Below are 7576 nucleotides of genomic sequence, written 5' to 3'. Positions count from 1 at the left end.
GCTCGGCGCGCTCTTTGGGGTCGGCCAACAGTTCTTCGGCCAGCTCGGCGTCTTGTTCGGGTGTGCCGCCGCGCTTGCGGGTGCCTGCCAGCGGGCGTATGGTGACCCGCTTCTTGGTATGGTCGCCTTCGGTGATGGCTTCCTGGCGCACCAGAATCTCGGGCGAGGAGCCCACCACATGAAAATCGTCAAAATCCCAGTAGTACATATAGGGCGACGGGTTAAGTGAACGCAGCGAACGGTATAGCGACAAGGGCGAATCGCGGTACGGCTTGGCAATGACCTGGCCCACCTGCACCTGCATCAGATCGCCGGCGGCAATGTACTCTTTGGCCTTGAGCACGGCGGCCAGGTAGTCTTCTTTTGCAAAGTCGCGGCGCGATTCTGTTTGCAGGCTGGCGTAGGCATAAGGTATTACCACAGGGGCGCGCAGTTTCTGGCGCAGCTCTTTAAGGCGTCGACGCGCCTGCGAGTACGCCTCGGGTTCGCGCGGATCGGCATACACAATCAGGTAGGTGCGCCCGGCCAGGTTGTCGACCACCACAAACTCGTCGACATGCAGCAGCATGATGTCGGGCGTGGCGGCGTCGGGGCCGCCGGCAAACGGCTTGGTGGCCGGCCCAAGGCGCGGCTCAATATGGCGTACCGTGTCATAGCCGAAGTAACCGGCCAGCCCGCCCGCAAAACGCGGCATGCCGGGGCGCAGCGCCACCTTGAACCGTTGCTGATAGGCCTCGATGAACGCCAGCGGGTCGCCTTCGTGGCTTTCTACCACCTGGCCTTTTTGCACTACTTCAGTCAGGGTGCCGTTGGCACGAAGCACGGTCTTGGCCGGCAGGCAAATAAAGGAATACCGACCAAAGCGCTCGCCCCCCACCACCGATTCAAGCAGGCAACTATTGCGTCCGCCTTCGGGGCCTGCATAGGCCAGTTTCAGGTAAATGGAAAGCGGCGTATCCAGGTCGGCGTAGGTCTCCGCAATGAGAGGGATGCGGTTGTATCCCTGCGCGGCCAGTGCGTTGAATTCGATTTCGGTCATCGTGATCTCGGTTTGGTGGGTTTGAATGCGCGCACCGGACAGGAATCAAAAAAGCCCGGCGGCAACAGTGTGGCTCCGGGCTTTGCTTGGTAAGACGGTGGGTGCATGTTCTTAAATCACGCACCCAAGACAGCTGCGGCTACCCAGAGCACAAGCGCCACCAGCGCCAGGCGGCGCGGTAAGAAGCGTAATGTGTTTGGGTGTTAAGCATGCGGCGTGTGTTTGATGCTTGGGTTTTGATGCTTGGTTAGACGGGGCGGTTAGTGCCGCTTTGCCCAGCGGGCGGCTTCGTCGATAGACGAAACTATAGCATCGGCGTTCAGGCTTTGCACCCCTTGTCCCTCGTTGTAGCCGTAAGGTACGGCCACTACCGCCATGCCGGCCGCCCGGGCTGCTTGCACATCGTTGCGCGAGTCGCCGATAACCAGGGTTTCCTGCGGTTGCGCGTCGAGCAGTTCGCAAGCGTGCTGCAAGGGCATGGGATCGGGTTTTTTACGTGTGCAGGTGTCGCCGCTGACAGCATGCTCAAAAAAACCGGCCAGCCCGGTGCGCACCAGCAGCGGCTCGGTAAATTCGCCCGGCTTGTTGGTTACCACGGCCATTTTCACGCCGTGGTCGCGAAATGATCGCAGGCCGTCGAGCACGCCCTGATACACCACGGTTTTGTCGCCGTTGACCACATGGTAACACTGGTAGAACAGTTCAAGCCCCTGGGCCAGGCGCTGGGGTTCGACCGGCTCTTCGCACCCGGCCAGTTCGTCGGCCAGCGCACGCCGCACCAAGACTTCGCTGCCCTTGCCTACATAGGTGGCGACAACGTCCTGGCGTAGCGGGGGCAGGCTCATTTCCAGACGCATGGCATTGACGGCGTCGGTCAGGTCGGGAATGGTGTTCAGCAAGGTGCCGTCCAGATCAAGCAGGACAGAAGAAAAGCGCATGACGACTCCGGGTGGTGCGGGCAAATAAATCTGTGCGTCGTTACAAAAAAATGGCCTGCCGCAGTTGCGCGGCAGGCCGACGGGAAAGCCTAGGTGGAGATGGTTTCGACCTTGGCCAGCTCGGCGCGCATGGCGTCAATAACAGCCTTGTAATCGGGTTGTCCGAAAATGGCCGACCCGGCCACAAAGGTGTCAGCGCCGGCGGCGCGAATTTGAGCGATATTGTCGACCTTGACCCCGCCGTCGATTTCAAGGGCAATGGGCCGGCCGCCGTTACTTTGCCAAAGGTCTATGCGTTGGCGGGCCTGGCGCAACTTGCGCAAGGTGCCCGGTATGAAGCTTTGCCCGCCATAGCCCGGGTTGACCGACATCAACAAAATGACATCGAGTTTGTCCATGACATAATCAAGATGGTGCAACGGAGTGGCCGGGTTGAATACCAGGCCGGCCTTGCAGCCGTTTTCTTTGATCAGTGCCAGCGTGCGGTCCGGGTGCCGAGAGGCCTCGGGGTGAAACGTAATAATGTCGGCACCGGCTTTTGCAAATTGCGGAATCAGGGCGTCGACCGGCTCAACCATTAAATGCACGTCGATAGGTGCGGTGGTGTGGGGGCGCAAGGCCTCGCACACCATGGGCCCCACGGTCAGGTTGGGTACGTAATGGTTGTCCATGACGTCAAGGTGTATCCAATCGGCGCCGGCGGCGACGACATTGCGTACCTCTTCGCCTAGTCGGGCAAAGTCGGCCGATAGCAAGCTGGGGGCAATGCGGGTAACGGGGGCGGTGCTCATGAGCGTAAACTAGATCCGTTGTTCAATATAAAGACGATTCAATGCCATTATTGCAGTTTGGCGTCGACTTGGCTGGCGTTGGCCGCTGCATCGTCCAATTTGGAAGCCCCATGAAGCCTTACGACATTACCGTCAGAGTAACTCCGCAGTACCTGCCCGAGCAGTCCGAACCCAGCGAAGAACAGTTTCTGTTCGCCTACACCGTGCGCATCACCAATAATGGACAGCACTCGGCGCAGGTCATCAGCCGCCACTGGATCATTACAGACGCCGATCAAAAAGTCCAAGAGGTGCGCGGGCTGGGCGTGGTGGGGCAGCAGCCCCTGCTGGCCCCCGGCGAAACGTTTGAATACACCAGTGGTTGTCCGCTGCCCACGCCTTTCGGTACCATGCGGGGCACGTTCCATTGTGTGGGCGACAACGGTATTCCCTTCGAAGTGCCCATTCAAGAGTTTGTGCTGGCCATGCCCCGCACACTGCATTAAACAAGTATCTGGAGCCCTATGAGTCGTACCAAGCTTTCGCTCTGTGTTGCCTTGCTTGCATTTTTAACGGCCTGCAGCACTGTTCCCCCTGATACCGACGAAGTTGCCGCGCCCGAAAAGCCCGTTGAAGATATTGCCTTGCAGCCCTTATCGGTGCCGGCCTTGTCCGCGCTGCCCGAAACGCCGCCGCGCGAGCTTGAAGGCAAGTTCGTGCCGGTGGGTTGGGCGGCACTGCCGGGTTGGCAAGACGACGGCCTGGATCAGGTCTGGAAAGCATTCATCAACAATTGCAAGGGTTTGATGCGGCCGGTGTCGGGCTCGCTGGCCATGCCGGCACGGGCGGCGCCGCGCGCATGGCAGCCGGTGTGCGCCGCCGCACAACAGGCGGGTTTTGACCAAAACGCCCCTGCGGGCCAAGTGCGTCAGTTTATTGAAATGCATTTGCAGCCCTGGCGGCTGGCCGACGCATCCGGTGCGCCGGCCAAAAATACCGTCACCGGCTATTACGAGCCCTTGATCCGTGCCTCGCGCAAACGGGGGGGGCAATACCAATGGCCGCTCTATGCGCCGCCTGCCGATCTGCTGACGGTGGATCTGGGTTCGGTTTACCCCGAGCTTGCCGGCAAGCGCATACGCGGCAAGCTTCAGGGCAACCGCGTCGTGCCTTACGACACGCGGGCGCAGATTGTCGGCGCCGACCCGCAGCCCCCCACCATTGTCTGGGCCGACGACCCGGTCGAAGCCTTCTTTTTGCAGATACAAGGCTCGGGGCGCGCGCAGCTTGAAAACGGCGGCATGATCCGCCTGGCGTACGCCGATCACAACGGCCGGCCCTACGCGTCGATAGGCAAATGGTTGGCCGACAAAGGCGAAATGCCCCTGGCGCAGACCTCGATGCAGAACATCAAGGCCTGGGCCAAACGTAACCCGGCGCGCGTGCAAGAACTGCTTAACGCGAACCCGGCCATGGTGTTCTTTCGTGAAGAACGCATTGTGGACCCGCAACTTGGCCCCAAAGGCGCATACAGCATCCCGCTGATCGGCGAGCGTTCGGTTGCCATTGACACGCGCTTCGTGCCACTGGGTACACCGGTGTATGTGGCCACCCAGTATCCTGCTTCCAGCCAGCCGTTGCGGCGCCTGATGTTTGCACAAGACACTGGCGCGGCGATTAAAGGTGCAGCGCGCACCGACTATTACTGGGGCTTTGGCGACGAAGCCGGCGCCAAGGCCGGCCGCATGAAGCAGACCGGCGAAATGTGGGTGCTGTGGCCCAAACAGGCCGGACGGCCTTCGGCGCGATGAGCAAGAACCAGATCGTTGTCTGCGGTACCGGAATCGTGGGTCTGGCCGCTGCGCTGGGTCTGGCTCGCGATGGACAAAAGGTGGTGCTGCTGGGGCCGCGCAAGCAGCCCGAGCCGGCACAGCCAGACGTCTATTCCCCCCGGGTCTATGCGCTATCGGCTGAAAGCCGGCGCTTTCTCGAGCAGCTTGGCGTATGGGGCATGCTGGATGCCGACCGTGTGACGCCGGTGGAGTCCATGCAGGTGTATGGCGACGCCGGCGGCCATGTAGCCTTGCAGGCCTGGCAGGCGGTGCAACAGCAAATGGCGTGGATACTGGAATCCAGCGAGCTGGAACGCGTGTTGCAACAGGCGGTGCGGGTCTTTGGCGTTGCCTGGCACGATGACCGTTTTGCGGCCTGGCAAAACGGTACGGTTTTAACTGAATCGGGCCGCAGCTTGCCGGCGGCACTGGTTATTGGCGCCGATGGCGCGAAGTCGCCGGTGCGAGCGGCGGCGGGCATTTCGTTTATTTCACGCCCATATCATCAAACTGGTCTGGTTACGCACCTTACCGCCGAGCGGCCGCATTCCAATGCCGCCATGCAGTGGTTCACCTCTGACGGCGTACTGGCGCTGTTGCCTATGCCGGACACGTCCGAAGGGCACCAGGTGTCCATGGTGTGGTCCATGCCCGACGAACACGCCAAGGCGCTGCAAGCCATGCCGGCCGACGAGCGCGACGCCCGTTTGCAAACGCTGTTGCTGTCGGCCAGCGGGGGTGCTTTGGGGCGGCTTACTGTGCGCAGTGGGGTCCATGGGTTTCCGTTATTTCTAGAACGCAGTCAAATGGTTGCTCCGGGCGTGGCCCTGGCGGGCGACGCGGCGCATCGGGTGCACCCGCTGGCGGGGCAGGGTCTTAATCTGGGCCTGGGCGACGTGTCGGCTTTACTGGGCATTTTGCGTGAGCGGCCGCAGGGTTGCGGGCCGGGCCAGCTTAATCTGCTGCGACGCTACAAGCGCGCGCGTGCCGAGCCGGTGTTGGCCATGAGCCTGGTTACCGATGGTTTGCATCGTTTGTTTGCTTCAAACCTGGCGCCGGTAGTCGCGGCGCGAAATATGGGCATGACGCTGGTAGACAGGCTTCCGTTCGTGAAGCGCGCGCTGATCGCGGGCGCCTCGGGCGAACAGCCTTAATGGCATTGGGCGCGCGCGAGCATCGATTTTCGGACGCGCTGCGTGGAAGCTGTTCCACAACGATTCTAAGTTTACGACTCTGGGTTTGGATATGAAATTTGATTTTGCGAACAAACTTGCTGTGGCGACTTTGGCGGTGGGCTGTTTATTGCTACCGGTGGTCGGGCATGGGCAGGCTTCGGGCGAGGGGGCTGCTAAAAATGCCGCTACTGCTGATCAGCAGAAAGGTGATGTCTCGACCGGCGAAGCTGCTGCTTCGGAGGCATCGGGTGCAGCCGCTGCGGTCAGTGCTGATACGGGGGCAGGTTCGGCACCTCAGGCCAGTGCCGCCACAACTTCGGCGGGCAATGGGGCCGGCAGCGAACCGGCCGTCAATGGCGAAGCTGCAGAACCCGCGGTCGAGATGTCGGCTGAAGCTCGGGGCGAAGCGGTGTTGGCGGGCGTCAAGTCGGCTTTTGAAATGGAGTTTCCGGGCATTGTGCTGGACAGCGTAAAGCCGACGCGTTTTGCGGGCATTTACGAGCTGCGTATCGGTTCTGACCTGCTCTACACGGATGAGCAGGTTCGTTTCGTGATGCAGGGTTCTTTGATCGACGCCCACAATAAAGAAGACCTGACGGCAAAGAGTCTTGAAGAGCTGACGCGGGTGTCGTTTGATTCGTTGCCGCTGCAGTCGGCGATCAAGCAGGTAAAGGGCGATGGGTCGCGCAAGATGGTGGTGTTCGAGGACCCCAACTGCGGGTACTGCAAACGCTTGCATCAAACGCTGGAGCGCATGGACAACTACACGGTGTATACGTTGCTGTACCCGATTCTTTCGCCCGACTCTACGGCCAAGGCGCGCAATATCTGGTGCGCGGCTGATCGTGTCGAGGCCTGGCGCGCGCAGATGCTTCGCAACGAGGCGCCACCCAATGCGCAGTGCGAAACGCCTATCGAGGCTAATTTGGCGTTGGGGCGCAAGTTGCTGGTTCGGGGTACGCCGGCGATTATCTTTGAAGACGGCAGCCGGGTAAATGGGGCGTTGCCGCTTGAAGGGCTTGAGGCGCGACTGGATGCGGCTACTGCTGCGGTTGCAACTGCCTCTGGGTCTGCTGTTAGTCGGCGTTGAATGGCTTTTTGCTGTGACCGTTTTTTGAGTTCTTTAGTGGCGTGGTTCATTATTTAGCCATAGCATTTAAGTTCTTGAGCGGCCTGGGGCGGGGTGGGGTATTTGGGCGCCGGCAGCTGCGGCCGGCTTTGCCGGCTTCCCTCGTAAACTATCATCTGCGGGGCGCACGCAGAACTCGCAACGTCGGGCCAGTGGCCCGACACCCTTGTTGCTCAAGCATGCTGCGTGCTTGCCTCCCCGCAGACGACAGTTCACTCGGCTTGCAAACGTCGCCCAAATACCCCACCCCGCCCCAGGCCTCATGATGAAGATGATTGCAGCGCTTTCGGGGTTTCTTGGGCAGGGGCGCCAGCGCTGTGGTCTATGGTGTTTGATGTCTGTGATGCGGCTAATGTCAGTGTTACGGAACTCACTGCGCGGCTGATGTCGCTGTTCGCTGATTTTCCCGGTGTACCGTTTTCACTGATGCACTGATGCACCGCGCCATGATGCCATGATGTAATCGCGTCATCACGCCACCACGCCATCACGTCACGAGGTCACCACGTCACCATGCCATCGACCTCGGGACGTCCCGAGCACGAAGCAATCGCTCTTATCCCAACCGCAGTTCCTGTGATGTGGGGCAGGTCTTTTTCGGGCGTTGGCGCGAGAGCCGGGCGCCCGTAGAAGGGAGCCCGAAGGGGCGGACGATACGGGCAGGCGTGCCGAAGGCCGAGTGCCTCCGCCCGA

At 60.9% G+C, this 7576-nt stretch carries 7 protein-coding genes; 4 read left to right on the top strand and 3 right to left on the bottom strand.

Features of this window, described 5'->3' with window-relative positions; all coding sequences use genetic code 11:
* The 3 genes from VL003_RS10665 to rpe form a co-directional block, all read right to left on the bottom strand.
* The coding region (locus VL003_RS10665) for an anthranilate synthase component I family protein (protein ID WP_325442280.1) at positions 1 to 1039 on the bottom strand (1039 nt) is incomplete at its 3' end.
* Between the two features lie 260 nt (positions 1040 to 1299).
* Positions 1300 to 1977, bottom strand: coding sequence for a phosphoglycolate phosphatase (locus VL003_RS10660; protein ID WP_325442278.1), 678 nt, complete (start codon positions 1975 to 1977; stop codon positions 1300 to 1302).
* A gap of 89 nt (positions 1978 to 2066) precedes the next feature.
* Complete coding sequence (gene rpe / locus VL003_RS10655) at positions 2067 to 2768, bottom strand: ribulose-phosphate 3-epimerase (RefSeq protein ID WP_325442276.1); 702 nt, start codon at positions 2766 to 2768, stop codon at positions 2067 to 2069.
* Between the two features lie 110 nt (positions 2769 to 2878).
* Here rpe and apaG point away from each other — a divergent pair, with 110 nt between their 5' ends.
* The 4 genes from apaG to VL003_RS10635 all read left to right on the top strand — a co-directional run bounded on the left by apaG (position 2879) and on the right by VL003_RS10635 (position 6844).
* Entirely contained in the window at positions 2879 to 3253 is a 375-nt protein-coding gene (apaG, locus tag VL003_RS10650) for a Co2+/Mg2+ efflux protein ApaG (protein WP_325442274.1), read from the top strand.
* 18 nt (positions 3254 to 3271) lie between these two features.
* The gene (gene mltA / locus VL003_RS10645) at positions 3272 to 4558 is read left to right on the top strand and encodes a murein transglycosylase A (RefSeq protein WP_325442271.1); all 1287 of its coding nucleotides are present in this window, start codon (positions 3272 to 3274) and stop codon (positions 4556 to 4558) included.
* Positions 4555 to 5733 carry an FAD-dependent monooxygenase gene (locus VL003_RS10640; protein WP_325442269.1) on the top strand — a complete coding sequence of 393 codons (1179 nt, stop codon included), beginning with the start codon at positions 4555 to 4557 and terminating at the stop codon, positions 5731 to 5733. The genes mltA and VL003_RS10640 overlap by 4 nt, the downstream gene beginning before the upstream one ends.
* A gap of 403 nt (positions 5734 to 6136) precedes the next feature.
* Positions 6137 to 6844 carry a DsbC family protein gene (locus VL003_RS10635; RefSeq protein ID WP_414708291.1) on the top strand — a complete coding sequence of 236 codons (708 nt, stop codon included), beginning with the start codon at positions 6137 to 6139 and terminating at the stop codon, positions 6842 to 6844.
* Positions 6845 to 7576: the final 732 nt, after the last annotated feature.

The organism is Pusillimonas sp. (assembly GCF_035515275.1).
Lineage (GTDB): Bacteria > Pseudomonadota > Gammaproteobacteria > Burkholderiales > Burkholderiaceae_B > Pusillimonas.
This window is presented reverse-complemented; position numbering and strand designations above follow the sequence as displayed.